Source organism: Vibrio sp. BS-M-Sm-2 (assembly GCF_041504345.1).
In the GTDB taxonomy this organism is placed as follows: domain Bacteria; phylum Pseudomonadota; class Gammaproteobacteria; order Enterobacterales; family Vibrionaceae; genus Vibrio; species Vibrio satsumensis.
In genome coordinates, this window is sequence record NZ_CP167894.1 from 2,959,283 (window position 1) to 2,984,295 (window position 25,013).

A 25,013-nucleotide genomic window follows, 5' to 3' on the forward strand; every position below is an offset into this window, starting at 1 on the left:
TTTATGAAGGCAATACGAGTGAACGTTTACCGACTCTATTTTTTATTCTTCGTCAACAAGAGGCCAACCACCAAGGGCTTTCCATTTGTTTACAATGCCGCAAAATAACTCTGTGGTTTTTTGCGTATCATACAAAGCAGAGTGTGCTTCTTTGTTGTCAAATTCCATCCCTGCAGTGCGGCAAGCTTTAGCCAAAACGGTTTGACCGTAGGCAAGACCACTAAGAGCTGCAGTGTCAAAAGTAGCAAATGGATGGAAAGGGACGCGTTTAAGCTTACAGCGCTCACTTGCCGCATTAACGAAGTTCAAATCGAATGTAGCGTTGTGAGCAACCATGATTGCGCGACTGCAATCTGAAGCTTTTTGTTCTTTTCTCACTAGCTTGTAGATTTCTTTAAGGGCTTCTTGTTCCGACACAGCACCACGTAATGGGCTAAATGGGTCTTTAATTCCGTTAAAGTCTAATGCTGCCTGCTCTATATTTGCGCCTTCAAAAGGCTCAATGTGAAAATGAAGCGTTGATGCAGGGTGCAGATCTCCGTTCTCATCCATTTTTAATGTAATGGCACAGATTTCTAATAATGCATCGGTTTCAGCGTTAAACCCTGCGGTTTCCACGTCGATGACCACTGGAAAATAGCCACGAAAGCGTTTTTTTAGGGTCAGAGCTTCGTTTTCTACAGTCATGTTAGCCCAAATAAGTGTGATTAAGGCTGCATTATTGCAGATAATAGCAGTGATAAAAACTAGGGAAGGGCAATAAATCACAAATTACCTAACCCATTTCGGCTTGATAATTGCATATTTAAACGCGAGAGAAAAATGCGGCAATTGGCTGCATTGTTAAACGAATTGCTTAAGAGATACTCCACTTTATGAAGAAACAACTCATAACAGGTTCAATGCTATTTTCGCTTCTTATGTCGTCATCGGTAATGGCACAAGAAAAGCGTTACGGAGCATCTCCTCAACAGTCAACGTGGGAGATGGTGGCTAACACGCCACTAGAATGTCGCTTAGTTCATCCAATCCCAAATTTTGGTGACGCTGAGTTTTCATCTCGTGCGAGTAAAAAAATCATTTTGGACTTTGAGCTTAAAATGCGCCGCCCAATGGGTGCGACTCGCAATGTTAGCTTGATTTCAATGCCACCACCTTGGCGTCCGGGCGAAAGTGCTGATCGCATGACAACCATTAAGTTCTTCCAACAATTTGATGGCTACGTAGGCGGACAAACGGCTTGGGGTATTTTGAGTGAGCTGGAGAAAGGGCGTTACCCGACATTCAGTTACCAAGAGTGGCAAAGTCGAGATCAACGTATCGAAGTGTCGTTATCATCGGTGTTGTTCCAAGAAAAATACAATGTGTTCAGCGACTGTGTTGCCAACCTATTGCCTTACAGCTTTGAAGATATCTCTTTTACTATTTTGCATTACGACCGTAATAGCGATCAGCTGAATAAGTCGTCACGTAAAAGGTTGAGCCAGATTGCTGATTATGTTCGCTACAACCAAGATATTGATCTTGTGCTGGTGGCAACGTACACCGATTCTGTCGACAGCAAAGGCATTAGCCAAAACCTTTCAGAGCGCAGAGCTGAGTCGTTAAGAGAGTACTTTAAGTCTCTCGGTTTGCCAGAAGACCGTATTCAAGTACAAGGCTATGGTAAGCGTCGTCCAATTGCCGACAACAACTCGCCAATTGGTAAAGACAAGAACCGACGCGTTGTTATCTCATTGGGTAGAACGCAGGTTTAGCGCCAATAAAATCTAAAGCTCAAATTAAAAAGCCCGTCGTCATGACGGGCTTTTTGTATTTGAATCAATGAACTAAACGTTGCGTCTGCGAAAGGATCTTTCCTAGTTAAGACGGAAACGAGCAATCATTTCACAGTTGGTCGCGGTATCGATCTTTTCGACCATAGAAGCAATTTTAGGGTTGGGATGGCGTTTCATGAAATCGATCAGCGCTTTCTTACAGCAACCAATTGAATCAATAAAGCTAGAACATTGCGTGTTAGGGCATTGAGGGATAAGAGTCAGCACTTTTTCTGAAGCCAGTTGAAGATACTTAAGTTCGTATTCAGTATCACCGGCCCAGCGCCAGAATTGCGCAAGATTGTGACAAGAAATCACTGAAATCAGTAGGCGTTCATCGGCCTGAATATCGGTACGTTCTGTAATTTCTTCGCTTAAGTTCAATGCTTGCTGATAGTGAAGAATACTTCGTACAGGATCATCGAGCTGCAATGCCGTATCGGCGAGTAACGTGTGTTTTTCCCATTCGCTAATCATTGTATTACCTCACTAATCAATAGGTGGTTAATTTAAATGATAATCATTATCATGTAAAGTTTCATCAGTGAGATTGTTAATAATAATTGGTAAAGAATATTGATTATGGGGAGAGTGATAAAAAAAGAAGCGAGCATAGTGCTCGCTTCTGTGTTCATTTCATCAGGCGTTCTAGCCTAATCTTGCGAAGGTATTTAGGAATTAACCTTCTAGACCTGCGCTTGCTTGTTTGTTTTGAATCAGCTCAATCATGTAGCCGTCAGGATCTTTAACGAATGCGATGTGCGTAGAGCCACCTTTTACTGGGCCTGCTTCACGAGTCACGTTACCGCCTGCTGCTTTAATCGCATCACACGTTGTGTAGATATCATCAACACCGATAGCAACGTGGCCAAAAGCAGAGCCAAGATCGTATTCCGTCGTGCCCCAGTTGTACGTTAGTTCAATCACAGCGCCTTGAGATTCGTCGCCAAAGCCAACGAAAGCCAGTGTGTATTCGTACTCTTTGTTTTCGTTCTTACGTAATAGCTGCATGCCCATTACATTGGTGTAGAACTCGATAGACTTGTCTAGATCACCCACGCGTAGCATGGTGTGTAAAATACGACCGTTTGACATGATTTGCTCCTAGCTTTAACTATGTATACGTTTTTGTAATTCTGTTTTCTACCGCGAGAAAAACGCGGTGCTTTTTAGCCATTGGGCCTGTTAGCTTCTTTCGCTTAGGGCTAACAGCTTATGAGCCTAGACGTCCGTCTTCTCTTTGAACTCACATAGGTCTTCAATGATACAACTGCCACAGCGTGGTTTACGCGCGACACAGGTGTAACGTCCATGAAGAATGAGCCAATGGTGGACATCCAGTTTGAATTCTTTTGGAATGACTTTGAGAAGCTTAGCCTCAACATCGTCGACCGTTTTACCCATTGCTAACTTAGTGCGGTTTGATACACGGTAGATGTGAGTATCAACGGCAATGGTTGGCCAACCGAAAGCGGTATTCAATACTACGTTAGCTGTCTTACGACCAACGCCAGGAAGGGCTTCTAATGCCGCACGATCTTCCGGTACTTCACCGTTGTGTAGGTCAAGCAGCATTCGACACGTTTTAATGGTGTTTTCTGCTTTTGAATTAAATAGGCCGATTGTCTTGATGTACTCTTTCAAGCCATCAACACCTAGGTCGAAAATGGCTTGTGGAGTATTGGCGACTGGGTAAAGCTTATCCGTTGCTTTGTTGACACTGACATCGGTTGCCTGTGCTGATAAAAGTACCGCGATCAGCAACTCGAAAGGGCTGTTCCAGTTAAGCTCAGTCTCTGGCTTTGGATTGTTTTCTCTTAAACGCTCAAGTATTTCTACTCGTTTTACATTGTTCATAGCGACATTACTTTCAAATAGTTAGGGCTTGAGTTCCGGAGTTGGTATTCAATAAACTCTCAATGCTCAGGCTTTATCATCGGTTACGCGCTCTTATGAGCGTCATTATTATGTGTACTTGGTCAATCTAATTACCTGCTGAGCGGTTGAGCTACTCAGCAGGGTTTAAGCTACTGTAACTTATTAAGCATTGGTAACGCGAGCGCGTTCAATGACTGGTTTTTCTTGTTTAGGCTGTCTAGATTTTGCTTGGTTGTCGATGATGTTTTTCAACGCAATCAAGAAACCAACACCAATAAAGGCACCTGGCGGAAGCAGGGCTAGCAAGAAGCTGTTATCAAATTGGAATATCTGGATTCGTAACACAGAAGCCCAATCACCAAGAAGCAGGTCTGCACCATCAAATAGAGTGCCGTTACCAATAACCTCACGCATTGCACCCAGTACCACCAGTACCGATGTCATACCAAGACCCATCCAGAAACCATCTTGAGCAGCAGGCAATGCCTCGTTTTTAGAAGCGAAGGCTTCAGCTCGACCAATGATGATACAGTTGGTTACGATCAGCGGGATGAAGATACCCAAAGACAGGTAAAGGCCATAGGCGTAAGCATTCATCAGAAGTTGAACACAGGTTACCAGTGACGCAATGATCATTACGAATACTGGAATACGCACTTCTTTTGGTACGTGGTTACGAACCAGAGAAACTGCAACGTTCGAACCGACCAATACAAGCAGAGTCGCAATACCCAGCCCAAGTGCGTTAGTCACCGTTGAAGACACAGCCAACAGAGGACATAAGCCAAGTAGTTGAACTAGGGCAGGGTTGTTAGCCCACATGCCATTTTTGATTAGTGTTTTATGGTCACTCATTATTCACCACCACAATTTAGAGGTTGAGCAAGCAATGCTTGGTTGTTTTGGTTAACGTATTGCACCGCTTGCTTAACTGACTTAACGACAGCTCTTGGCGTAATGGTTGCGCCAGTGAACTGGTCAAAGTCACCACCATCTTTACGAACCTTCCAACGGTCAAGATTAGAATCCGTCACTTGCTTACCAGCAAATGAGAGAATCCAATCACTCACACGTAGATCAATCTTATCACCCAATCCCGGAGTTTCTTGGTGGGAAAGAACGCGAGTACCTAAAATGGTACCGTCGATTTTCATCCCAACAATGACCTTAATCGCGCCGTTGTAGCCATCGGGTGCAATCGCTTCGATCGCAATCGCACTTGGCTCACCATTGAGTTTAGCAATGTAAGCTGGCATCGCTTGTTCAGTGCCCAGCTCTTCTGCTTGAACCAAAGTACAGGCTGAAAATAGTTCATTATCATGCAGATCGTGCGGGATAACTTGGTTAAGAACAGACAGTAACTGAGCCTGTTCTTGCTGCTTAATCTGGTCTTTGGTCAGGTAGTGAGTTACCGCGACCAAACCTGTCGAAGCACACGCAAAAATTGCGAGTACAAGGCCGTTTTTCTTAATTGCATTTAGCATGGTATCCGCTCCTTAGTGGCCGTATGTACGAGGTTTGGTGTAGTAGTCAATCAGTGGAACACACATGTTGGCTAACAATACAGCAAACGCCACGCCATCAGGGAAGCCACCCCAACTGCGGATAATAAAGACTAACCCGCCAATCAGGGCACCAAATACCAAGCGACCTTTCACTGTCGTCGAGGCTGAAACCGGATCGGTTGCAATGAAGAATGCACCAAGCATGGTCGCGCCAGACAATAAATGAATGGTTGGAGAAGCGGTTTCACCAGGCGTCAGCACTAAGAACACTAAGCTAAACAGCGCAAGGCTAGCAATAAAAGCGACCGGAATATGCCACTGAATCACGCGTTGCTTGATGAGCACCAAGCCGCCGACTAGGTAGGCAAGGTTAACCCATTCCCAGCCCACGCCAGCTAACCAGCTGAATTGTGGCTGAGACAGAGCTTCGGAAGCGGTGTTGCCTGCCGTTAATGCGGTTTTGAATGCATCGAGTGGTGTTGCCATCGTGGTGCCATCAATACCAAGACGCGCTTGTTGAAGAGATAAACCTTCGTTATTGAAACCGGTAAAGATCATCAAAAATGAGTCAACAAAGCTCGTTGCTTCAGCTGTTAAGCTGGTCGGCGCATTCCAACTGGTCATTTGAACTGGGAATGAGATTAGCAAAACAACGTAAGCAACCATCGCGGGGTTAAACGGGTTTTGTCCAAGGCCGCCATAAAGGTGTTTTGCGATGATGATAGCGAAGAACATACCGATGACTAGAATCCACCACGGAGAGTGTGGGGGAATCGCGACACTGAGTAGCCAAGCGGTCACAACAGCGCTGTAATCACGTAATGCCATCACTGGCGGACGTTTTCTTAGCAGCATGACAGCGGCTTCAAAGGTAACAGCAAGTGCAATAGCAAATACTAACTGGATGAGCGTACCCCATCCAAAGAAGTAGGTTTGAGCTAGTAGACCTGGCAATGCACAAATAGCGACCCATTTCATGAGATCAGGGGTGCTTCTACGATTGTGCGCGTGCGGTGAGCTGGCGATAAAGAAGGCCACTACTCTTTCTCCTCATTGTTCTTTTTATCTTGCTCTTGCTGCGCTTTTCTTGCTTTAGCACGAGCAATTGCGGCAGCAACGGCTGCTTTCTTAGGATCGACGGGTTCTGATTGAGCATCAGATTCAACCACAGTCTTTTTTTCAACTAAAGGTTCAGCTACAGGTTCGAGAGCGATTTCTTCAGCTTCGACCGGCTTAGCTTGCTGTGCTTTCTTCGCTTTAGCACGCGCGATAGCGGCAGCAACAGCAGCTTTCTTAGGATCGACAGCTTCTGGTTGAGTTTCAGCTACCACCTCAATTACTGGCTCAGGCGTTTCTGCTGTCTCAGTCTGTTTCGCTTGCTGAGCTTTCTTCGCCTTTGCACGGGCAATCGCAGCAGCAACCGCGGCTTTCTTAGGATCGACTGACTCTTGTTGAGTTTCAGCTTCAACTTCAATTACTGGCTCAGGGGTTTCTACTGTCTCAGCCTGTTTCACTTGCTGTGCTTTCTTCGCTTTAGCGCGAGCTATTGCGGCAGCAACGGCGTCTTTCTTGGCATCACCAGTACTTTCAGCTGGAGCACCAGAAGCTGATTCTGCTTGTTGTGCTTTCTTCGCTTTAGCACGCGCAATAGCGGCAGCAACGGCATCTTTTTTGGCATCACCAGTACTTTCAGTTGGAGCGTCAGAAGCTGATTCTACTTGCTGAGCCTTCTTGGCTTTAGCACGGGCAATAGCGGCAGCAACGGCATCTTTCTTAGCATCGCCAGAGCTTTCAGCTGGAGCATCAGAAGCTGATTCCGCTTGTTGAGCTTTCTTGGCTTTAGCGCGAGCTATTGCGGCAGCAACGGCGTCTTTCTTGGCGTCGCCAGAGCTTTCAGTTGGGGCTTCAGAAGCTGCTTGCGCCTGCTGTGCTTTCTTGGCTTTAGCACGAGCGATAGCGGCAGCAACTGCGTCTTTCTTAGCGTCGCCAGAGCTTTCAGCTGGAGTGTCAGCAGCTGCTTGTTGCGCCTTGCGTTCTCGAGCTTGACGCTTACGCTCTTCACGTAGCTTCGACATTTCAGAGTTGTCTGGTTCAGCACTGTCTGCTTTCTGAGCCGCAGCTTGTTTCGCTTTTGCCTTAGCAATTGCAGCGGCTACCGCAGGTTTCACTGTTGGCTCTTCACTTGGAGCCTGCTCAGCTGCGGCTTTTTGTGCTTTAACACGTGCAATCGCAGCAGCAATTGCATCGTCACCGTCTGCCGCTTTCATGTCTTTGCGACGGTTATCCGCGGCTTTCTTGAAGCGGTTTTCACGTTCTGCTTTGTCACGCTCCATACGAGCGTTTTTCTCTTCGAAACGAACCTTGGCACGCTCTGCGGCCGTTGCTTCGTCTTTTCTTGTTTTGATTTCGGCTTTCGCTTGGCGATAGTACTGAACAAGAGGAATTTCACTTGGGCAAACAAACGCACAAGCACCACATTCAATACAGTCTTTAATATTTAGCTCTTCGCACTTGTCCAGCTCATTGGCTTTCGCGTGCCATTGCAGCTGTTGAGGCAGCAGAGAGGCAGGGCAAGCTTCAGCACACGCGCTGCAACGAATACATTCCATCTCGTAAGTGCTTGGTGAGATCTCACGACGCGTTGGCGCTAAAATACAGTTCGACGTTTTAGTGATTGGCACATTGGCGTGTGGCAAGGTAAAGCCCATCATAGGGCCGCCCAAAATCAAACGCGGCAGTTTTTTATCGGCTTTGTAGCCAAACTCTTCAAGTAACTCGAGTACAGGTGTACCTAATAGTGCCCAAACGTTACGAGGTTGCTTAAAGGTTTTACCGGTTAATGTCACAACGCGGTTAACCACAGGTTCGCCGTCAATTACCGCTCGCTTAATCGAGTAAAGAGAGCCGACGTTCTGAACTAAAACACCAATGTCTGCAGGGATGCCGCCAGCCGGAACCTCTTTATTAGTAAGGATCTTGATCAGCTGTTTCTCACCACCAGAAGGGTATTTAGTTGGGATAACACGAATGACGATATCTTTGTCTTTCGCCGCAATCTCAAGTGCTTTTATTGCAGCTGGCTTGTTGTCTTCAATGCCGATAACAGTCAGTTTTGGTTGAAGGATGTGTTCAACCACTTCGATGCCTTTTAGTACTTCTTCGGCATGCTCTTGAAGCAACTTGTCATCGGAGGTGATGTAAGGCTCACACTCCGCAGCGTTGACGATCAAAATATCAGTGCGGCCTAAGCCTGATTGAAGCTTTTTGGCGGTAGGGAAGCCTGCACCACCCATGCCTGAGATACCAGCTTGGCGAATTATATCAAGCAGTTCATCGGATGTCTTTGTAGAAAAATCTTCAACTGGGTGTTTTGCAACCCAAGCGTCTAGGCCATCAGGTTTAATAACCACGCACATATCGCTCAAGCCTGAAGGGTGAGCGGTAGTTCGTGGTTCGATAGCGGTAATCACACCCGATGTTGGTGCATGTACCGGCAAAGTAAAACCAGTCTCTAAGGCCGTCAGTTGTTGGCCTTTTAGTACAGTGTCACCAACAGCAACCAACAAGTTACCAGGCTTACCGATGTGCTGTTTTACCGGAAGAACGATTTCTTCAGGAAGCCTTGCATGCACGATATCAGTAGTATTCGACTGTTTCTTGTTTTCAGCAGGGTGCACACCGCCCGGGAAGTTCCAAATAGAGCCCGCGCGAATTTGTTCAATTAAAGAGATCATACTAACCCTACGCCTTAGGCTCTGACGCGGTCGCATCAGTCGCTTGGTTAGTGATATCAGTAACAGGAATGATGTTCATCTGCCATTTCCAATTTTCAGTCGTTGTTGCCACTGGAATCATTTCGATACAGTCAGTAGGGCATGGTGCAACACATAGGTCACAGCCTGTACATTCATCTTTGATGACGGTGTGCAGCGCCTTGGTGCCACCAACAATGGCGTCAACAGGGCAGGCTTGAATACACTTGGTACAGCCGATACACATATCTTCGTGAATGAAGGCAACGGTTTTTACTTTGTTATCTAAGTCATGAGCGGAGTCTTCAACTTCTACGCCCATTAAATCTGCTAACTTCTCAATGGTTGCTTGGCCGCCCGGAGGACATTTGTTGATCTTGTCTCCGTTAGCGATCGCCTCTGCGTATGGGCGACAACCAGGGTAGCCACACTGGCCACATTGAGTTTGCGGTAAAATGGTGTCGATTTGATCAACGATAGGATCGGCTTCTACTTTAAAGCGGATAGAAGCAAAGCCCAAAATAGCGCCAAAAACAGCGGCTAAAACGGCTAGCGCAATGATCGCAATTAAAATGGTACTCATGCTTATTTCACCAACCCAGTAAAGCCCATAAATGCCAGAGACATTAGGCCTGCTGTGATCATCGCAATCGATGCGCCTTTGAAGGGCATTGGAACATCAGCAACCGCAATACGCTCACGCATCGCAGCAAATAGGATCAATACAAGAGAGAAACCAACCGCTGCGCCGAAACCATAGATGATCGACTGAATGAAGTTGTGGTTTTCATTAATGTTCAGAAGTGCCACACCTAATACCGCACAGTTAGTGGTGATAAGAGGCAGAAAGATACCCAATAGGCGATATAGCGTTGGGCTGGTTTTGTGGACGACCATTTCCGTAAATTGAACAACCACCGCGATAACCAAGATAAAGCTCATGGTACGCAGGTATTCAATACCCAGAGGGGTAAGGATGTAGGTTTCTACTAGGTATGCAGATACTGACGCTAACGTCAAAACGAAAGTCGTCGCGAGGCCCATGCCAATCGCAGTCTCCAGTTTCTTGGAGACTCCCATGAAAGGACATAGCCCTAAAAACTTCACTAGCACAAAGTTATTGACCAGCACTGTGCCAACCAACAACAAAAGGTATTCGGTCATAATGGATTAATTCTTGAGATTCCGATCCCGATATTATCCTGCTTTGCTCACCTAATAACAACCAGTGAACGGTGTGGTTTTGTATGTCTGATGGAAATTTATACGCTTAATAAGAGGATAGCAGATCTCATTGCAACAAATCAGTTGTTCTAAAGCGTAAGAATGATACACATATTATGGACGTGTTTGGGCTCTTATACGTGGTTTTCTTAAGCATAGAATTGACGATTTTAACGAGGGTACTGTCAAACTTTTCTTGTAACAGGCCTAGGAGGCGCCCTCTTGTTGAGCAATTGTACGTATCAGTTTTAGAAAACCGTTTCATCATTGAGGATTGAGGGGGAAAGAGCAAAATCATTTACCCAAAATGAGTCTGACATAAGCAAAAACTTAATCCGCGGAGATTAGTTTGTTGTAAATGAAGTTTTGAGCGAACGTGTAGCTAGAGGTTTTTTTTGTAAGAACAAAAAAAGATTTACATTTCCTGTAATTGTAAGTCAATTTTTGAGTTAAATTGTAATATTCTTTAATAATTGAGTGAAATCCACTCTCTTTTTTTATGAAATAGTTATCAAGTTTGAAATATATGTATTTTAGTTTTTTTTGTTTCATGGCGACGCTTTTTTTATATATAGTTGCGTTTACAAAAAAGTTACTTATTTTGCCTTTTTAAATAACCATTTAATTAATCCCGTTAACGTTCGGTTAGTGGTAAATGGTTGAATGAATCAAGTGACAGATAAAAATTATTTTAAATAACCCCAATATTTATCCATGAAAATTATATTTGTATAAATATTATGGTTATTCATTTTTTAAGGCTAATTTATGTACAAAGTAAATAATTGGTTAATTCACTTAGACCACCCGTTAGTGACTGATTTACTCAAAAATGAAGAAAAGCGCATCGGCTATCACGATCATCTTGTGATTCTAATGTTGTGTGAAAACGCTGGAAAAATTAATACTAAAGAAGATTTGTTGAAAAGAGCTTGGCCAGGAAAACATGTCTCTGAAGGCTCACTGACACAATCGATCAGCGCGATACGCACTTTGCTTGAGGATAATGGTAAGCAACAAAAGTATCTAAAAACGGTCGCCAAGGTTGGTTATAAACTAGAAAGTGAGGCAGTATCGTGGCTAGAAGACGATGATGATAAATCAGATAACCAAGAGAACTTATTCGCTGGGGAACCAAGCGGTAAGACTGAGAGCTTTGAAGAGAGTTCCGAAAAAAACACGATTCACATTCGGACGTAATCAAATCTATATTGTTCTAGGCTGCGTATTCATAGCGATTGCGGCACTGTTTCCATTAGTGTTCACTGCAAAAGCCCCTAAGTTAACGAGCTGGCTTCCACTGACTAAAATGTTTTCTAGCGAAGCTTTAACTGTCTATTGTGATAATGAAGAAGAGGCCAACTTGGTTGCAAAAGGCGTTAAGCTTTTGGTTTCTCAAGAAGCTAAACAAGGTAGGTTAAGCCGATTGATCCTTGCTCATTCTCAAGAAAGCTTATCTATTGTAATACTCAAGCCATTGGCACCGCCTGTCAATTTAGTGGTTTTGTTTGAATCTCCTCAATCAACGGATGATCTGGTTGGTATGGTTAAAGCGGAGCTTAGTCGCTATGTTCACTAAAAATAAAAGCGTTTATTTTCTTCTGTTTTGTCTTTGTTTAATGCTGGTTTCCATTGCATATAGTCTACGTTCGAAAAATAATGTTTTGGTCAACTCTACGACCCTATATATGACAATAGATGGTGACTATATGGCCACGGAGCACATGGACGTCGTGATCAGTGATGAAAATTTTGAGGCGGTTACGGTTATAAAAGAAGCAGGACTCAATAACACCTTAGATATTTACACAAAAGGAAAATTCATTCGCAAGAGTAATGGGCTATTTAATGTAAGCTTGCGTGAAGAACGCGTTGAGCATGGAGACATTGATTTTGAACATGATGACGACATGCTCGTTTATGATAAATATATTGAAGCGCGAAAAAAGCTATCGTTTTTTAAATCGGTTCAAGTTGTTGAAGAGTTGCCGAACCAATATATGCTTATCATTTCAAATAGTCCGGTAAAGAAAATGGTTGCTGTAAAGATTGAGCCTTTACCAATTGAAGACTTTTATGATGACTATTAATATTTTAACTATGGTTTGATATTTTTTTAGGTCTATTTCATTATTATCAATTGTATCATTATGGGAGGATGCACCTCAGTTTAATAGGAGATGCACTAACCATGACTAAATATCTAATATCAGTCTTGCTCATACTGATCACTCTTACTTTGCGAGCTGAGGAGATCAGCTCACCCCCCAAGATAATGAATTATAACGTTTATATGCTGGATCATCGTCTCGGAATTTTCGTTGGTGGGACTAATCCAAATAAACGAGCACAGTTGTTGGCGAACTCTTCGGTTTTTGATGATACCGACGTGGTTATATTTAACGAAGTGTTCGACAACCAAGCAAGCCAAATACTTATCGATACACTAGCTCAGAAGTTTGGATATCTAACTCCTGTTTTGGGCCGTACAAAAAATGGCTGGGATCACACTGAAGGTTGGCGATCGACATCTCTTGATGATGGCGGCGTGATTGTATTTAGTAAATATCCAATTGAGTACAAGTCACAAGTGATCTTCAGAGATGGGTGCGGTGCAGACTGGGCATCTCAAAAAGGTTTTATACACACTGTCATTAATAAAGGTGGAGAGAGGTACAATATTATCGGCACCCACGTTCAAGCTGATGATGACACCTGCAACACTCCTCCTTCTGTGGTTAGACAAGACCAGTTTGCACAAATAGAGAACTATATTTTCGGGTCAAACCGCTCAGCTGATGAAATGTTTTTTATTGCTGGTGATTTAAATGTAGCAAAAGACTCACAAGAGTTTTCTTCAATGCTCGAGACCTTAAATGTATCAGAGCCAACCAATTACGCTGGTGCGCCATACTCATGGGACCCTGCAGTAAATGGTTTAGCACACGCAAACTATTCTGATCTAAAAGGGCAATTACTTGACTATGTTCTGGTCGAGCGTAGTCACAAGCAACCCAAGAACTGGCACAACCAAGTGTTAGATATAGTATCGGATAGAGTTGTTCTACCTGGCACACAGGAGCCGTATTACTTTTATGAGTATTCAGATCATTTCCCTGTCGCTGCGTTTGAGTATGCAGATGAAAGCACGCCAATTCATAGCGTGCGTCCAATCAATAAGCCATATAACTCAATCAGGCTAAAGCATCGATCGACTGGTGAATATGTTTACGCGGATCCAAATGTGCCTAATGGCTGGCTTACCTACGGTCGCGATGGAGAGCAATCCAACGCTAAGTTTAAGTTAGACAACTGGCATCCATATAATGGTACTTGTATTCACGACCATGACTATGTACAGATCTCAAGAAAAGATGATTATAAAGATTACTACTGGACCTATAGTAGTAATACGTATTACACCGAAGATCACGACTCTTCTGACTTCATGAAGATAAGCCGCCTAACAGAATCCGAAAGCTGCATCCAGAATGGTGATGTCGTATATATTTATGATCATGCGCATCATTTGTGGACATCAGCGGACAAATATCTTGAGCCTATAAATACGTACATCAAAGCGACTAAGGAGCTGCCAGTTAGCGAAAATGGGCTGTTCATTATTGAGATGGATAACTTTGAATTCTCTGACTGGGAATCGAATATAACTCATAAATGAACATATTCTAAATATTGATTTTTCTTGAAATTACTTGATTTTCAGTACTATTTGACTTGTTTGGTTTATTGTAAATAGTCAAACATTAGAGTGTGTTCAGCGATGGTGGAGGGTAGTGCGGTTAGTCGGCTCTGCTCTTCTGCTGCCACTATCGTTAAAATAAAAGCCACATTAATGTGGCTTTTTACAATATAAAAACAATGTACTTAATTATCGATTGGTCAGTTAATGATTGATTGAATTTTCGAGAATCATAGTGTGTTGAAAATTGGTTTTCATAAAGACTTGAATTATAGAAACTAGTTGGAAAGGTTTTGGCTTTAGTAAGATATTTAATTATGAACTTTGATGGATACTTTGAAAAAATACAAATTCAAATAGAGAAGATCGATTCGCTAGAAGACCTACTAGTATGGCGAAAGAGAATTAACATAGGACACTCCGGTCTTTCATTTCGGACAGAACAAGGTCGGCTTATTTCCCATTGCTATCGAAGGTTTAAGGACAAAGAATATGGAATTACTGATTTTAACTCTTCCTGTGAGATATAAAGTATTCAATAACAAATTAATTATTACTCAGGAATATTCAACAATAAAATAGATTTTTTTATCACAATTTAATTGTGAATATATTCTTTTGACTCGCTAATTTTAAAAGGCATCGATATTGGTGCAAATGTAGTTAAAAGGAACGAGTGATGAAATTAAAACGCTTCAGTTTAAGCTTGATAACAGTCTCTATGTTATCTGGCTATGCTAATGCATCTCCTATCCCTGGGATTGATGATGCCTACTTCACAGGGGCTGATGAGTATGTTGCGTACGATGATCCGGCAACAGCCTGTGATATCTTTAATGCCAAAGTAGAATACATTAATAATCATCTAGATCAGCAGGGTTTACCTGGAAAAATTGCGAACCTCTGTCAGCATGCAAGAATAGAAGATGGCCAAATTGAAGAGCAATTTATTATCACTTCTCAGAATGGTGCTTATAGCTATGGTAAGGAGAAGTACAAAATTCATGAACAGGTTGATGTCGCACGTACCATCGATTTGTTGATGTTTTCTCAGTCAAATAAGACTAACTATATTATGGCGGTTGACGGCAGTATGAATGTAACGCGTCAAACCCTTGCCGACGGAGGCTATTTTTTCGAGTGGGAAGATGAGAAAGTTGCTCCGCACTTTTATTACCAAGAAGGATACTTAGGTCAGATCTTCCATGGAAATTCTCAATTTAATTTCATGTCAGGTGAAAATGTCTACAATTGGGCTCACAAGAAAGCCGTTAATGAGGCGCCCAATAATGCGGAAGAGCAATCAAGGCTGACTTGGAAATACTTGTCTGAAGAATGTGAAAACGATAAAAACAACGATTATTGTCTCCCTCAAAGCCGATATGGAAATCTGTTTGTGAACCAGCAAAGCTTTCCAAGTTCGAGTAATGTGAACAAAGAGATTTCGTTAGCTGAAAGTACGTCTTATAGCTTTGATATTACTGGCTCTTTTGAAGCGAGCAAATCAGATGGTCCGTCTGCTGGTCTCGGAGTGGGTTTTGGTTTTAGCCAAACCAAAGAATCGAGTCAGACACACAGTATGTTGAATTACACCTCGGTTGATGAAGGCAATGATATCGGCCACTCGGTTGTCCAGACTATTAATACAAAAGCTGTGGGAGAAGCTGGGTATTACAGAGATGCTCCATCTGCAGAATTTTGGCATGTAAAGAATGCTGCTGAAATTTGGGGTGAAGACCTGTACCGAGTTTACGATCTAAAGAGCTATGAGACGTGGCAAGAAAACTACACTGCTGATTGGAATACTTGTCGTGATCAAAAACTGGTATTCGGTAATGCGGTGACGGTTTCGCGCGCCTATCTCAATATGTATGGCAGTAGTTGGTCAATTAATGAGAATGAGTCAACTTTATACCAAAGAGATTCTAACTACGGCATTACGATCGATACCGATTGCACTATTGACGATAAAGGTCAAACGTTCCGCATCATGAAAGAAACAATTCTTTAGTTATTAGAGGGTAAAGAGAATGAATTTTGTTAAAAGTACTATTTTTGCTAGTACACTGCTATTGTCTTTGGCTTCTAATGCTGCGAGCCTATCTACCATTGGAACGCAAGATAATGGTGTGTTCAATGAGATGCAGCAAATCCAACTGAAGTCTGCTGGAGAGCGAAGCTCTGGGAAGTCTGCGGATATCTTTTTTATTAATAGTAATGATGTTCAAGTTGAAGATCTGACTAAAGAGCTACTGAAAGATTTTAACTCTATCGTGATCGTTGGCGACTCATTTAAAAATAAAGAGTTGATGATCGAGTTAGTTGGGTTTGGTATCGAGAGAGAAGTAGTGGCTATAACCAATATCCACGACTCATCGAAGCGTCAAATCAATACCTACAGCAAAGGCGACAAAGCTGGCAATGATAAGGTAGCTGCAGTGCTGATGGACACTATCGCTCGTCACCTGTAATGCAATATAAATGGATTTTACGGGATAACCCATTACTTCTCGGGTAGTTTGTAGTCTCAAAAGTTAAGTGAGCCACGGATTCGTTCGTGGCTTTTTTGATCGCCCTAGAACACAGAGCTTAGTGCAGGCCAATGCTTCGGCTGAGACATAGGTTTGGTACAAACCAGTCGCTTCAAAACGCAAAAAGCCGCATCAAGTGATGCGGCTTCTTAAAATTTGGCCCCCTTGTCGAGACTTGACCCGGGCGGGTGGGACGGTCCGACGATTCGGGTGTGACATTAACTTGGAACAAGTTAGTCGCAGTTACATACGAAAAAAGCCCAATCTTTCGATTGGGCTTTTTTCTGAATTTGGCTCCCCTTGCAAGACTTGAACTTGCGACATACGGATTAACAGTCCGCCGTTCTACCAACTGAACTAAAGGGGAATTGCTTGTTAGCGACGCGAATTCTAATAAGAGACCTATTTTCTGTCAACAAAAAATAGCAGAAAAAAATAAGATAAAAAACTTTACTTTCTTGGACGCCTTATCGGATTTAGCTTTGCTTTAGTTATCCACCAAAATTGTGGATAAGTGTGTGTGCGAAACTTTAACAACAATAATTGAGGTAAATCTGAAAATGCAAAAATTATAGCTAACGTGATGTATTTAAAAGAATAGTACCAAAATATCACGGTTGTATAACTTTTGTAGATTATAAAGCGAACAGTAAAACAAGAGGTATTTTTAGATTTTTTGGGGAAAAGTAGTGGATTAAAATTCGAGTAATTTAGCTGAGGAAACTTTGCAGGGGCACGGATAATACCAAGTTCTAAAAATAAAAGCTATCACTGATATTCAATCTTAAGGCGCATTTCTCTAGATAATAGTTGCAACGAGATGGCTCATAGAGTGACAATGACCTGATTAAAAACACAGTATGGAAATGGCAACCTATGAGCAAACTCTTTGATTTGGTATCGGACTACAGCCCGTCCGGTGACCAGCCGACAGCGATAACCAGATTACTAGATGGATTAGATTCTGGTTTGGCACATCAAACTCTATTAGGGGTAACGGGCTCAGGTAAAACCTTTACTCTCGCTAATGTCATTTCCCAATCGCAAAGACCTGCCATTCTGTTAGCGCCGAACAAGACGTTGGCTGCTCAGCTTTATGGCGAGATGAAATCTTTTTTTCCAAATAATGCCGTCGAGTACTTCGTTTCTTACTACGATTACTACCAACCAGAAGCTTACGTTCCGACCACAGACACATTCATCGAGAAAGATGCGTCTGTGAACGCTCATATTGAACAGATGAGGCTTTCGGCAACCAAGGCCTTACTAGAACGAAAAGATGCCATCATTGTGGCTTCGGTATCTGCTATCTACGGTCTTGGTGATCCTAAATCTTATTTGAAGATGATGCTTCATTTAAGCCGTGGCGAGGTGATGGATCAGCGAGACATCTTACGCCGCTTGGCTGAGCTACAATATTCGAGAAATGACGTCGCGTTTGAACGTGGTCAGTTTCGTGTTCGTGGTGAAGTGATTGATATTTTTCCTGCTGAATCTGACCAAGATGCAGTTCGAATTGAAATGTTCGATGACGAAGTAGATTGCATCAGTATTTTTGATCCCTTGACTGGTGCGGTGAAGCAAAGAGACTTGCCGCGCTTTACCGTTTATCCGAAAACTCACTATGTAACGCCAAGAGAGAAAATCCTTGAGGCGATTGAGAATATCAAGGATGAACTGCGCGATCGTGCTCAATACTTAAAAGACAACAACAAGCTTTTGGAAGAGCAACGTATTTCTCAGAGAACTCAGTTTGATATCGAGATGATGACGGAGCTTGGTTTCTGCTCTGGTATCGAAAACTATTCACGATATTTGAGTGGCCGTGCGGAAGGTGAAGCGCCTCCGACATTATTTGATTACTTACCTGATGATGGTCTGCTGATTATCGATGAGTCACACGTGACTGTGCCGCAAATAGGCGCTATGTATAAAGGTGACCGCTCTCGTAAAGAAACCTTGGTCGAATTTGGCTTTAGACTGCCTTCAGCGTTAGATAACCGCCCAATGAAGTTTGAAGAGTTCGAGTCTATAGCTCCACAAACGATTTTTGTGTCGGCAACGCCGGGTAATTACGAGATTGAAAAATCAGATGGCGAGATTGCTGATCAAGTCGTTCGTCCTACTGGCCTGTTAGACCCGATCATTGAAGTAAGACCCGTCGCGACTCAGGTTGATGACTTGCTGTCTGAGATCAGAATCCGTTCAGTGAAAGAAGAACGCGTGTTGGTCACAACATTGACTAAGAGAATGGCGGAAGACTTAACCGAATATCTAAGTGAGCACGGCGTTAAAGTGCGTTACTTGCACTCGGATATTGATACGGTTGAGCGTGTCGAGATCATTCGAGACCTACGTTTGGGCGAGTTCGACGTGTTAGTGGGCATTAACTTACTTCGCGAAGGCTTGGATATGCCGGAAGTGTCGCTGGTGGCGATTCTTGATGCAGACAAAGAGGGCTTCTTGCGTTCTGAGCGCTCTCTGATCCAAACCATTGGTCGTGCCGCGCGTAACCTTGAAGGTAAGGCGATCTTATATGGTGACTCGATTACTAAGTCGATGAGAAAAGCGATTGATGAAACAGATCGTCGTCGTGAGAAACAGCAGGCCTACAACCAAGAGCAAGGCATCACGCCGCAAGCGCTGAAACGTAATATCAAAGACATTATGGAGCTGGGTGATATCACCAAGTCGAAACAGCAGCGTCAATCTAAGCAAGTCCCACTATCTAAAGTGGCTGAGTCTTCAGAAAGTTATGCCGTGCTTACGCCGCAACAGCTTGATAAAGAGATCAGTAAGCTAGAAGCAGCGATGTATCAGCATGCTCAGAACCTGGAATTTGAATTAGCGGCACAGAAACGTGATGAAATTGAGCAGCTAAGAGAGCAATTTATTACTAATAGCTAATCTCGCGTTTTACTCAAGAAGTTGATCCCCTCAAGACAAAAGCTGAGAGTGTTTCAGACAAAAAAACAGCCAGTAGTAAATGTTCTACTGGCTTACGTTTGTGAACACTCGGTTCACTAACAACGTCAGTTGGCTAGGTGACCCGAAGGTCATTTACACTACTGCATCGTTCGTGCCATATAGATAAAACATTGATTGTTTGAAGTAAGTAAAAAAACACACTACAAATATTGTGGCTAATTTGCATAATGCAAAGCGGAATGCGACTATAATAAGAAATGCAAAATATAAATGGCTAGGATATGCAATCAAAAACGCTAGATAACAAATCGAAGTATTTGTTGATGGTAGAGGATACCGCTTCGGTAGCAGCTTTATATCGCTCGTATCTTACACCGCTCGAAATTGATATCAACATTGTCGGCACTGGCCGCGATGCAATCGAGAGTTTGAATCATCGAATCCCAGACCTTATTTTATTAGATCTACGTCTGCCTGATATGACGGGTATGGACGTGCTATTTGCTGTAAAACAAAAGTATCCTGAAGTTCCGGTTATCTTCATGACGGCTCATGGCTCTATCGATACTGCGGTAGAAGCGATGCGTCATGGTTCTCAAGATTTCCTTATCAAACCGTGTGAAGCAGACCGACTCCGTATTACGGTGAACAATGCGATCCGCAAAGCTACCAAGCTTAAAAACAGCTCGGAACACCCGGGAAACCAAAATTACCAAGGCTTCATCGGCAGCAGCCAGACCATGCAGCAGGTTTATCGAACTATCGATTCTGCTGCATCAAGTAAGGCGAGTATTTTCATTACGGGTGAAAGTGGTACGGGTAAAGAGGTATGTGCAGAAGCTATTCACGCTGCGAGTAAGCGTGGAGATAAGCCGTTTATCGCGATTAACTGTGCCGCTATCCCTAAAGATCTGATTGAAAGTGAGCTGTTTGGCCATGTGAAAGGTGCCTTTACGGGCGCGGCAACTGATCGCCAAGGGGCTGCTGAGCTTGCTGATGGCGGAACACTGTTTCTCGATGAACTGTGTGAAATGGACCTTGAACTGCAAACTAAGCTGCTGCGTTTTATCCAAACTGGTACTTTCCAAAAAGTAGGCTCTTCGAAGATGAAGAGTGTGGACGTTCGTTTTGTTTGTGCGACCAACCGTGACCCTTGGAAAGAAGTACAAGAAGGTCGCTTTAGAGAAGATTTATATTATCGTTTATACGTGATTCCACTGCACTTGCCACCATTGCGCGAGCGTGGTGAAGATGTTATCGAGATTGCTTACTCGTTACTAGGCTATATGTCGGTCGAGGAGGGGAAGGCGTTTGTTCGTTTTGCTCAGGAAGTTCTTGATCGCTTTAATCAATATGAGTGGCCTGGGAATGTGCGTCAACTACAAAACGTATTACGGAACGTGGTGGTATTGAATAATGGCAAAGAGATTACTCTTAGCATGCTCCCGCCACCATTGAACCAGCCGATTGAAAACAGTCTGCGCTTGAAAGAGAAGCAGAACGAAGACATCACGGTAAAAGATATTTTCCCATTGTGGATCACTGAGAAGACGGCTATCGAACAGGCCATTAAAGCGTGTGACGGTAACATTCCACGAGCAGCAGGTTTCCTAGATGTGAGTCCTTCGACCATATACCGCAAGTTACAAACGTGGAATGCGAAGCAGTAATCACCAAACAATAAGAAAATCATAATGACGAAAGTATTAAATCAGCAAAAAGTTGATGAGCTTGCCAGTGAAATAGGGCAAGAGAATGTTCCTGTTTTACTGGAGATCTTTTTAGGTGAGTTGAAAGGCTACTACGAACACCTAGAGATAAATAAGGAGTCGGATACTTCTAAGTACTTGGCTGATATCAGTCATGCACTTAAGAGCAGCGCCGCGAGTTTTGGCGCGGACTCTTTGTGTAGTTTTGCGATTTGCTTGGATACGAAAGTGAAGCAAGCGCTGCCTGTCACTGAGGTTGACTTTCAAGATATGCAGAAACTGCTGTTATCCACCTACCAAGAATACCAGCAGTTGATGGCAGATATCTAAAGCGGTAGGGTATTACATATATTAAAAAAGGAGCATGAGGCTCCTTTTTGTGTTTGTTGGGGGTTGGCAATCAGATTCAGCTAATCAAGTTAAACCAACTGCTCCCTAATCGCTTGTTGGAGTTTTACACGGTCGTGTCGCCAATCTCGATTTGGTGAGGCAAGATCAGTGGTCACGCAATTCCATAACCCTTCAAGTTCAGGGTGTGGCACATTGCCTAACACAATGTCTATCTTTCTTGCCTTACAGGTCCGTTCGCACCATTCCAATTGTTCCTGAAGTGTCATCTTGCCTGCTGGACCATGTTCTGGCGAAAGGTTTTCCACGAAAATAACCTTGGCGTTCCTGTTTTCAGCAATTGCTTTGCCGATCTCTGGTAATAAGAGCGGAGGCATAACACTGGTTAGAAAGCTTCCAGGCCCAAGAACGATACAGTCTGCTTGTTCAACGGCTGTTACTGCTTCTCTAGTTGCGGGCACCTCCGGCGATAAGTCCATCATGCGCAGTTTTTCTGTCATGTCATCAACGTTGGTCTCTCCAGTGACCCAACGGCCGTCCATTGAAAGAGCGGTCAGGTCTGAAGGGTGCTCAGTCATCGGCACGATATTAACGTCGACCTTAAGCATATTTCGAATTAGGTTAATTGCTTCCAATGGACGAACCGAGAGGTTGTCTAACGCAGTGAGCATCAGGTTACCTAGGTTATGACCATCGAGTTCGCCTTGGCCGCGAAAGCGGTATTCAAACATCATCGAACTGATTGAAGGTTCAGTGATCAATTGGTTGATACAGTTGCGTGTATCTCCCCAAGCGATACCACCTTGGCAGTCTCGAATTCGTCCGGTTGAACCGCCATTATCCGTTGTTGCAACAATGCCGGTTGCGTTGTTACCAAAGTCTTTTAATGCAGCAAGCATACGACCTAAGCCATGGCCTCCACCGATTGCTACGACTTTCTTTGAAGAGTAAATATTCATTTTTTGTTCTTGTTAGATTATTACCTACTATAATTTAGGTTAAATGCTCCTCGCTATATACTCAACAAGAGTTATTTTGAGCGTTTGATACGTTTTTTTTGCCGATGTGACCCGTTTTTTACCATCAGAGCTAGATTCACGTACAAATATTAAGTATTTTATTACTCAGCTACTGCACGTGTGAATATAACGTGCGGTTGCCATAACTCCGAGCTCTCGCATGCTAAGTCGCACAGTGGTATTTGCTGTACCGATACGCATCAAGAGCCAGTGACATGTTGTCACAAGGGCTTAATTGGAAATGATTATGCCTCCCGTGTTTGGAAAGGTGTTCCGTGGCGCAACAATTCGAAGATAGATTCCATCGCAAGTTTTATTACTTGCGCTTGTCGGTTACAGACGTCTGTAACTTTAAATGTACTTACTGCTTGCCGGATGGTTATAAACCATCAGGGCAAAAAAACTCGTCTTTTTTAAGTGTTCCAGAGATCAAACGCGTTGTAAAAGCGTTTGCAGATTGTGGTACCTCAAAGATCCGCATTACAGGTGGAGAGCCGAGTCTGCGTAAAGACTTTCCTGAAATCATACATACCGTTGCTTCTACTCCAGGCATCGAAAAAGTAGCCACGACAACGAACGGCTATCGCATGGAGAAACAAGTAGGGCAGTGGCGTGATGCTGGTTTAACCCATATAAACGTGAGCGTGGATAGCTTAGATTCACGTATGTTCCATCAGATCACTGGTGAGAATAAGTTTACCGAGGTTATGCGAGGTATTGATAAAGCGTTTGAGGTTGGCTATGAACAAGTCAAAGTCAACGTTGTATTGATGAAAGACCTCAACAGTCAGGAATTACCAGCCTTCCTTAATTGGATCAAAGACAAACCTATTCAATTACGTTTTATCGAGCTGATGAAAACCGGCGAGATGGACGAGTTGTTTGATAAACACCATGTATCGGGCGTTGCGATTCGCAATCAGCTTATTGCTAACGGTTGGCTACTAAAAGTCAAAGCCGCTAATGATGGCCCTGCACAAGTGTTTGTCCACCCAGACTACAAGGGTGAAATTGGTTTGATCATGCCTTACGAGAAAGACTTTTGTGAGAGTTGTAACCGCCTGCGCGTGTCTGCGACAGGTAAACTTCACCTATGTCTGTTTGGCGACCACGGTGTTGAACTGAGAGATCTGATTCAAGAAGATCAACAAGAGCAAGAGCTCATTGATCGAATTCAGGCTCAGCTTCAAACCAAGTCCGTTAGCCACTTCTTACATGATGGCAACAGCGGCATGACTCCAAACTTGGCGTCAATCGGCGGTTAACCCGCTATACACTCTAAAGCATTTTATCGCTCAGCTTCATTAGGCTGGGCGAATCAGTCTAATAATTGAAAAATTTATATAGGTGAACAAATGGGTCACGCAGAAAGCAAATTCCAAGCAGCAAACATCGCAGTACTAACGGTTTCAGATACGCGTACAGAAGAAAATGACACGTCAGGTGGTTACCTAGCTGAACATGCTAAAGAAGCGGGTCACAACGTTGTTGATAAGCAAATCGTTATCGACGACATGTACAAGATCCGTGCGATCGTATCTAAGTGGATCGCTGATGAAAGTGTACAAGCGATCATGATCACTGGCGGTACGGGCTTCACTTCTCGTGACAGCACGCCTGAAGCGCTTAAGCCACTATTCGACAAAGAAGTAGAAGGCTTTGGTGAGCTATTCCGTCAAGTATCTTACGAAGAGATCGGTACATCGACCATTCAATCTCGTGCGATTGCGGGCTTTGCTAACCACACAGTAATCTTTGCGATGCCAGGCTCTACAGGTGCTTGCCGCACGGGTTGGACTAAGATCATCAAGCAACAGATGGATGCTAGCCACCGTCCTTGCAACTTCATGCCACATCTTTCTGTATAAGGCGGTTTGAGCATGAGCCAATTTACACACATTAACGCGTCTGGTGAAGCAAACATGGTCGATGTATCGGCTAAAGCTGAGACAGTACGTGAAGCGAGAGCGGAAGCTTTCGTAAAAATGTCTGCTGAAACACTAGAGCTGATTGTTTCTGGTAGCCACCATAAAGGTGATGTTTTCGCAACGGCACGTATTGCTGGTATTCAAGCGGCTAAAAAGACGTGGGATCTGATTCCACTGTGTCACCCTCTACTATTAACCAAAGTAGAAGTGCAGCTTGAAGCTATCGAGTCTGAAAACAAGGTTCGCATCGAATCTGTTTGTAAGCTTGCTGGTAAGACTGGCGTAGAAATGGAAGCGCTAACGGCTGCTTCTGTTGCTGCGTTAACGATTTACGATATGTGTAAAGCTGTTCAGAAAGACATTGTTATCGAGAATGTACGCCTGTTAGAGAAGACGGGTGGTAAATCTGGTCACTTTAAGGTGGAATCATGATTACAGTTCTTTTCTTTGCTCAAACTCGTGAACTTGTTGGTGTGGACAGCGTTGAAGTTGATGCACAGTTCAAGACGATTGAAGCGATTCGCAGCCACCTTGTAGCACAAGAAGGCAAATGGGATATCGCTTTGGAAGAGGGCAAGCTTCTAGCTGCGCTTAACCAATCAATCGTACCTTTGACGACTGAAGTGAAAGACGGCGACGAAGTGGCTTTCTTCCCACCTGTCACTGGAGGCTAA

Annotated in this window: 25 protein-coding genes, 1 tRNA gene and 1 riboswitch; of the genes, 14 read left to right on the forward strand and 12 right to left on the reverse strand. The window is 43.5% G+C overall.

Going from position 1 to position 25,013, the window contains the following annotated elements; translation table 11 throughout:
* Nucleotides 1-42 precede the first annotated feature (42 nt).
* A complete protein-coding gene (rnt, locus tag AB8613_RS13655; RefSeq protein ID WP_017061178.1) occupies nucleotides 43-687 on the reverse strand; it encodes a ribonuclease T in 645 nt (214 codons plus the stop codon).
* A 188-nt stretch (nucleotides 688-875) separates the two neighbouring features.
* Here rnt and AB8613_RS13660 point away from each other — a divergent pair, with 188 nt between their 5' ends.
* Nucleotides 876-1,757: an OmpA family protein gene (locus AB8613_RS13660; protein WP_017632535.1), complete on the forward strand. Its 882-nt coding sequence runs from the start codon at nucleotides 876-878 to the stop codon at nucleotides 1,755-1,757.
* 102 nt (nucleotides 1,758-1,859) lie between these two features.
* Here AB8613_RS13660 and AB8613_RS13665 read toward each other — a convergent pair whose 3' ends face one another.
* The 9 genes from AB8613_RS13665 to rsxA all read right to left on the reverse strand — a co-directional run bounded on the left by AB8613_RS13665 (nucleotide 1,860) and on the right by rsxA (nucleotide 10,116).
* Nucleotides 1,860-2,294, reverse strand: coding sequence for a DUF2753 domain-containing protein (locus tag AB8613_RS13665; protein ID WP_004734047.1), 435 nt, complete (start codon nucleotides 2,292-2,294; stop codon nucleotides 1,860-1,862).
* Nucleotides 2,295-2,495: 201 nt separating this feature from the next.
* Nucleotides 2,496-2,912, reverse strand: coding sequence for a lactoylglutathione lyase (gloA, locus tag AB8613_RS13670; RefSeq protein ID WP_004734046.1), 417 nt, complete (start codon nucleotides 2,910-2,912; stop codon nucleotides 2,496-2,498).
* Between the two features lie 126 nt (nucleotides 2,913-3,038).
* Entirely contained in the window at nucleotides 3,039-3,674 is a 636-nt protein-coding gene (gene nth, locus AB8613_RS13675; RefSeq protein WP_010437137.1) for an endonuclease III, read from the reverse strand.
* A 183-nt stretch (nucleotides 3,675-3,857) separates the two neighbouring features.
* Nucleotides 3,858-4,550: an electron transport complex subunit E gene (locus tag AB8613_RS13680; protein WP_372383963.1), complete on the reverse strand. Its 693-nt coding sequence runs from the start codon at nucleotides 4,548-4,550 to the stop codon at nucleotides 3,858-3,860.
* Nucleotides 4,550-5,179, reverse strand: coding sequence for an electron transport complex subunit RsxG (gene rsxG / locus AB8613_RS13685; RefSeq protein ID WP_017098008.1), 630 nt, complete (start codon nucleotides 5,177-5,179; stop codon nucleotides 4,550-4,552). Before rsxG ends, AB8613_RS13680 begins: the two co-directional genes overlap by 1 nt.
* Nucleotides 5,180-5,191: 12 nt before the next feature.
* A complete protein-coding gene (rsxD, locus tag AB8613_RS13690; RefSeq protein ID WP_017105543.1) occupies nucleotides 5,192-6,238 on the reverse strand; it encodes an electron transport complex subunit RsxD in 1,047 nt (348 codons plus the stop codon).
* Complete coding sequence (gene rsxC / locus AB8613_RS13695) at nucleotides 6,238-8,934, reverse strand: electron transport complex subunit RsxC (RefSeq protein ID WP_372383964.1); 2,697 nt, start codon at nucleotides 8,932-8,934, stop codon at nucleotides 6,238-6,240. The genes rsxD and rsxC overlap by 1 nt, the downstream gene beginning before the upstream one ends.
* A gap of 7 nt (nucleotides 8,935-8,941) precedes the next feature.
* A complete protein-coding gene (rsxB, locus tag AB8613_RS13700; RefSeq protein ID WP_004734040.1) occupies nucleotides 8,942-9,535 on the reverse strand; it encodes an electron transport complex subunit RsxB in 594 nt (197 codons plus the stop codon).
* Between the two features lie 2 nt (nucleotides 9,536-9,537).
* The gene (rsxA, locus tag AB8613_RS13705) at nucleotides 9,538-10,116 is read right to left on the reverse strand and encodes an electron transport complex subunit RsxA (RefSeq protein WP_004734039.1); all 579 of its coding nucleotides are present in this window, start codon (nucleotides 10,114-10,116) and stop codon (nucleotides 9,538-9,540) included.
* 828 nt (nucleotides 10,117-10,944) lie between these two features.
* Here rsxA and AB8613_RS13710 point away from each other — a divergent pair.
* From AB8613_RS13710 to AB8613_RS13735, 6 genes are all read left to right on the forward strand, one after another.
* Nucleotides 10,945-11,376: a transcriptional regulator gene (locus AB8613_RS13710; protein ID WP_372383965.1), complete on the forward strand. Its 432-nt coding sequence runs from the start codon at nucleotides 10,945-10,947 to the stop codon at nucleotides 11,374-11,376.
* A gap of 109 nt (nucleotides 11,377-11,485) precedes the next feature.
* On the forward strand, nucleotides 11,486-11,755 hold the full coding sequence (locus tag AB8613_RS13715) for a hypothetical protein (RefSeq protein ID WP_372383966.1): 270 nt from the start codon (nucleotides 11,486-11,488) through the stop codon (nucleotides 11,753-11,755).
* A gap of 145 nt (nucleotides 11,756-11,900) precedes the next feature.
* Complete coding sequence (locus AB8613_RS13720; protein ID WP_285953198.1) at nucleotides 11,901-12,266, forward strand: hypothetical protein; 366 nt, start codon at nucleotides 11,901-11,903, stop codon at nucleotides 12,264-12,266.
* Between the two features lie 101 nt (nucleotides 12,267-12,367).
* Nucleotides 12,368-13,855 carry a sphingomyelin phosphodiesterase gene (sph, locus tag AB8613_RS13725; protein WP_372383967.1) on the forward strand — a complete coding sequence of 496 codons (1,488 nt, stop codon included), beginning with the start codon at nucleotides 12,368-12,370 and terminating at the stop codon, nucleotides 13,853-13,855.
* Nucleotides 13,856-14,555: 700 nt separating this feature from the next.
* Complete coding sequence (locus tag AB8613_RS13730) at nucleotides 14,556-15,887, forward strand: excinuclease ABC subunit B (RefSeq protein ID WP_146492246.1); 1,332 nt, start codon at nucleotides 14,556-14,558, stop codon at nucleotides 15,885-15,887.
* 19 nt (nucleotides 15,888-15,906) lie between these two features.
* A complete protein-coding gene (locus tag AB8613_RS13735; protein ID WP_146492245.1) occupies nucleotides 15,907-16,347 on the forward strand; it encodes a hypothetical protein in 441 nt (146 codons plus the stop codon).
* Nucleotides 16,348-16,698: 351 nt separating this feature from the next.
* On the opposite strand, the gene AB8613_RS13740 is transcribed toward AB8613_RS13735, so the two are convergent.
* Nucleotides 16,699-16,774, reverse strand: a tRNA-Asn gene (locus AB8613_RS13740).
* 509 nt (nucleotides 16,775-17,283) lie between these two features.
* On the opposite strand from AB8613_RS13740, the gene uvrB reads away from it, so the two are divergent.
* The 3 genes from uvrB to luxU all read left to right on the forward strand — a co-directional run bounded on the left by uvrB (nucleotide 17,284) and on the right by luxU (nucleotide 21,374).
* Nucleotides 17,284-19,314, forward strand: a complete 2,031-nt coding sequence (gene uvrB / locus AB8613_RS13745) for an excinuclease ABC subunit UvrB (RefSeq protein WP_372383968.1) — start codon at nucleotides 17,284-17,286, stop codon at nucleotides 19,312-19,314.
* Nucleotides 19,315-19,616: 302 nt separating this feature from the next.
* Nucleotides 19,617-21,005, forward strand: a complete 1,389-nt coding sequence (gene luxO, locus AB8613_RS13750; protein ID WP_146492243.1) for a quorum-sensing sigma-54 dependent transcriptional regulator LuxO — start codon at nucleotides 19,617-19,619, stop codon at nucleotides 21,003-21,005.
* 24 nt (nucleotides 21,006-21,029) lie between these two features.
* Nucleotides 21,030-21,374 (forward strand): quorum-sensing phosphorelay protein LuxU, encoded by a 345-nt coding sequence (gene luxU, locus AB8613_RS13755; RefSeq protein ID WP_372383969.1) that lies wholly within the window; start codon nucleotides 21,030-21,032, stop codon nucleotides 21,372-21,374.
* An 89-nt stretch (nucleotides 21,375-21,463) separates the two neighbouring features.
* On the opposite strand, the gene AB8613_RS13760 is transcribed toward luxU, so the two are convergent.
* Complete coding sequence (locus AB8613_RS13760) at nucleotides 21,464-22,351, reverse strand: YvcK family protein (RefSeq protein WP_146492241.1); 888 nt, start codon at nucleotides 22,349-22,351, stop codon at nucleotides 21,464-21,466.
* Between the two features lie 194 nt (nucleotides 22,352-22,545).
* A riboswitch (molybdenum cofactor riboswitch) is annotated at nucleotides 22,546-22,698 on the forward strand.
* Between AB8613_RS13760 and moaA the strand changes: the two genes are divergently transcribed.
* The 4 genes from moaA (at nucleotide 22,687) to moaD (ending at nucleotide 25,013) form a co-directional block, all read left to right on the forward strand.
* Nucleotides 22,687-23,676, forward strand: coding sequence for a GTP 3',8-cyclase MoaA (gene moaA, locus AB8613_RS13765; protein ID WP_102339796.1), 990 nt, complete (start codon nucleotides 22,687-22,689; stop codon nucleotides 23,674-23,676). Its footprint overlaps the riboswitch before it by 12 nt.
* Nucleotides 23,677-23,766: 90 nt before the next feature.
* Nucleotides 23,767-24,279, forward strand: a complete 513-nt coding sequence (moaB, locus tag AB8613_RS13770; protein ID WP_004734027.1) for a molybdenum cofactor biosynthesis protein B — start codon at nucleotides 23,767-23,769, stop codon at nucleotides 24,277-24,279.
* A gap of 12 nt (nucleotides 24,280-24,291) precedes the next feature.
* Entirely contained in the window at nucleotides 24,292-24,771 is a 480-nt protein-coding gene (gene moaC, locus AB8613_RS13775; RefSeq protein WP_017093480.1) for a cyclic pyranopterin monophosphate synthase MoaC, read from the forward strand.
* Complete coding sequence (gene moaD, locus AB8613_RS13780; RefSeq protein ID WP_017632501.1) at nucleotides 24,768-25,013, forward strand: molybdopterin synthase sulfur carrier subunit; 246 nt, start codon at nucleotides 24,768-24,770, stop codon at nucleotides 25,011-25,013. Before moaC ends, moaD begins: the two co-directional genes overlap by 4 nt.

What these genes read in the sequence shown, in the direction of transcription:
- rnt (WP_017061178.1), bottom strand. Translation starts at nt 687, where the DNA reads ATGACTGTAGAAAACGAAGCTCTGACCCTAAAAAAACGCTTTCGTGGC.
- AB8613_RS13660 (WP_017632535.1), top strand. Translation starts at nt 876, where the DNA reads ATGAAGAAACAACTCATAACAGGTTCAATGCTATTTTCGCTTCTTATG.
- AB8613_RS13665 (WP_004734047.1), bottom strand. Translation starts at nt 2,294, where the DNA reads ATGATTAGCGAATGGGAAAAACACACGTTACTCGCCGATACGGCATTG.
- gloA (WP_004734046.1), bottom strand. Translation starts at nt 2,912, where the DNA reads ATGTCAAACGGTCGTATTTTACACACCATGCTACGCGTGGGTGATCTA.
- nth (WP_010437137.1), bottom strand. Translation starts at nt 3,674, where the DNA reads ATGAACAATGTAAAACGAGTAGAAATACTTGAGCGTTTAAGAGAAAAC.
- AB8613_RS13680 (WP_372383963.1), bottom strand. Translation starts at nt 4,550, where the DNA reads ATGAGTGACCATAAAACACTAATCAAAAATGGCATGTGGGCTAACAAC.
- rsxG (WP_017098008.1), bottom strand. Translation starts at nt 5,179, where the DNA reads ATGCTAAATGCAATTAAGAAAAACGGCCTTGTACTCGCAATTTTTGCG.
- rsxC (WP_372383964.1), bottom strand. Translation starts at nt 8,934, where the DNA reads ATGATCTCTTTAATTGAACAAATTCGCGCGGGCTCTATTTGGAACTTC.
- rsxB (WP_004734040.1), bottom strand. Translation starts at nt 9,535, where the DNA reads ATGAGTACCATTTTAATTGCGATCATTGCGCTAGCCGTTTTAGCCGCT.
- rsxA (WP_004734039.1), bottom strand. Translation starts at nt 10,116, where the DNA reads ATGACCGAATACCTTTTGTTGTTGGTTGGCACAGTGCTGGTCAATAAC.
- AB8613_RS13710 (WP_372383965.1), top strand. Translation starts at nt 10,945, where the DNA reads ATGTACAAAGTAAATAATTGGTTAATTCACTTAGACCACCCGTTAGTG.
- AB8613_RS13715 (WP_372383966.1), top strand. Translation starts at nt 11,486, where the DNA reads ATGTTTTCTAGCGAAGCTTTAACTGTCTATTGTGATAATGAAGAAGAG.
- AB8613_RS13720 (WP_285953198.1), top strand. Translation starts at nt 11,901, where the DNA reads ATGGACGTCGTGATCAGTGATGAAAATTTTGAGGCGGTTACGGTTATA.
- sph (WP_372383967.1), top strand. Translation starts at nt 12,368, where the DNA reads ATGACTAAATATCTAATATCAGTCTTGCTCATACTGATCACTCTTACT.
- AB8613_RS13730 (WP_146492246.1), top strand. Translation starts at nt 14,556, where the DNA reads ATGAAATTAAAACGCTTCAGTTTAAGCTTGATAACAGTCTCTATGTTA.
- AB8613_RS13735 (WP_146492245.1), top strand. Translation starts at nt 15,907, where the DNA reads ATGAATTTTGTTAAAAGTACTATTTTTGCTAGTACACTGCTATTGTCT.
- uvrB (WP_372383968.1), top strand. Translation starts at nt 17,284, where the DNA reads ATGAGCAAACTCTTTGATTTGGTATCGGACTACAGCCCGTCCGGTGAC.
- luxO (WP_146492243.1), top strand. Translation starts at nt 19,617, where the DNA reads ATGCAATCAAAAACGCTAGATAACAAATCGAAGTATTTGTTGATGGTA.
- luxU (WP_372383969.1), top strand. Translation starts at nt 21,030, where the DNA reads ATGACGAAAGTATTAAATCAGCAAAAAGTTGATGAGCTTGCCAGTGAA.
- AB8613_RS13760 (WP_146492241.1), bottom strand. Translation starts at nt 22,351, where the DNA reads ATGAATATTTACTCTTCAAAGAAAGTCGTAGCAATCGGTGGAGGCCAT.
- moaB (WP_004734027.1), top strand. Translation starts at nt 23,767, where the DNA reads ATGGGTCACGCAGAAAGCAAATTCCAAGCAGCAAACATCGCAGTACTA.
- moaC (WP_017093480.1), top strand. Translation starts at nt 24,292, where the DNA reads ATGAGCCAATTTACACACATTAACGCGTCTGGTGAAGCAAACATGGTC.
- moaD (WP_017632501.1), top strand. Translation starts at nt 24,768, where the DNA reads ATGATTACAGTTCTTTTCTTTGCTCAAACTCGTGAACTTGTTGGTGTG.